Source organism: Streptosporangium nanhuense, assembly GCF_059358815.1.
On the sequence record NZ_JCADBG010000115.1, the window covers coordinates 1 to 924 of the forward strand.

1 pseudogene is annotated in these 924 nt (G+C 66.9%); it reads left to right on the forward strand.

The annotated features are described in order from the left end of the window. Positions 1-76: 76 nt before the first annotated feature. Positions 77-895 (forward strand): annotated as a pseudogene (locus AC5L38_RS44240) (IS5 family transposase); the annotation flags it as partial. Between the last annotated feature and the right edge of the window lie 29 nt (positions 896-924).

The window sequence follows — 924 nt, forward strand, 5'->3', positions numbered from 1 at the left end:
AGAAGGTGTTTGAGAGCTGATCGTGAAGCCCTCCCGCGAGGGGGTAGGGGTGCAGACATGACACGACGCCCCTTTCTACCCCTCTGATCTGACCGATGAGCAGTGGGCGCTGATCGAGCCGCTGCTGCCCGCCCCGCACTGGGACGGCCGCAAGGAGAAACATCCGCGCCGGGAGATCGTGGACGCGATCTTGTATGTCGTGCGTACCGGCTGCGCCTGGCGGCAGTTACCGGCCGACTTCCCGCCCTGGCAGACGGTGTACTGGCACTTCGTCCGCTGGGAGGACCAAAACGTGACCCAGCGGGTCGTCGATGTATTACGGCGACGGGTCCGCCGGAGCGCCGGCCGCCGGGACGAGCCGTCGGCGGCGGTCATGGACTCCCAAAGCGTCAAGGGCGCCGACACCGTCGGGGCCGACAGCCGCGGCTACGACGCGAACAAGAAGATCAACGGCCGTAAGCGGTTCGTGGTCACCGACACGCTCGGGTTATTGCTGGCGGTGATGGTGCGTCCGGCCAGTGTGCAGGACCGTGCCGGGGCCACCACCATGTTGCTGGGGTTGTACCTGACCGGCGCCTGCCGGGTCGTTTTTGCCGACCAGGGTTTTGCCGGACGTCTGGTGGTCTGGGCGCGCGAGGTGCTGGGCATCATCGTGCACATCGTCGCCAAGCCCGCTGACCAGCGCGGTTTTCAGGTGCATTCCAGGCGGTGGGTGGTCGAGCGGGCGCTGGCCTGGCTGATGTTGCACCGGCGACTGGCCCGCGACTACGAGCGGCAGGCACCGACGAGCGAGGCGATGGTCCGATGGGCGGCGATCAGCACGCTGCTGCGGCGTATCACTCGGGGACATCCCGTCCAGCGGCCCGGACCGCACCCACTCGAATGGACCCGCTGAAGCCGATGATCAGCTCTCAAACACGTTCT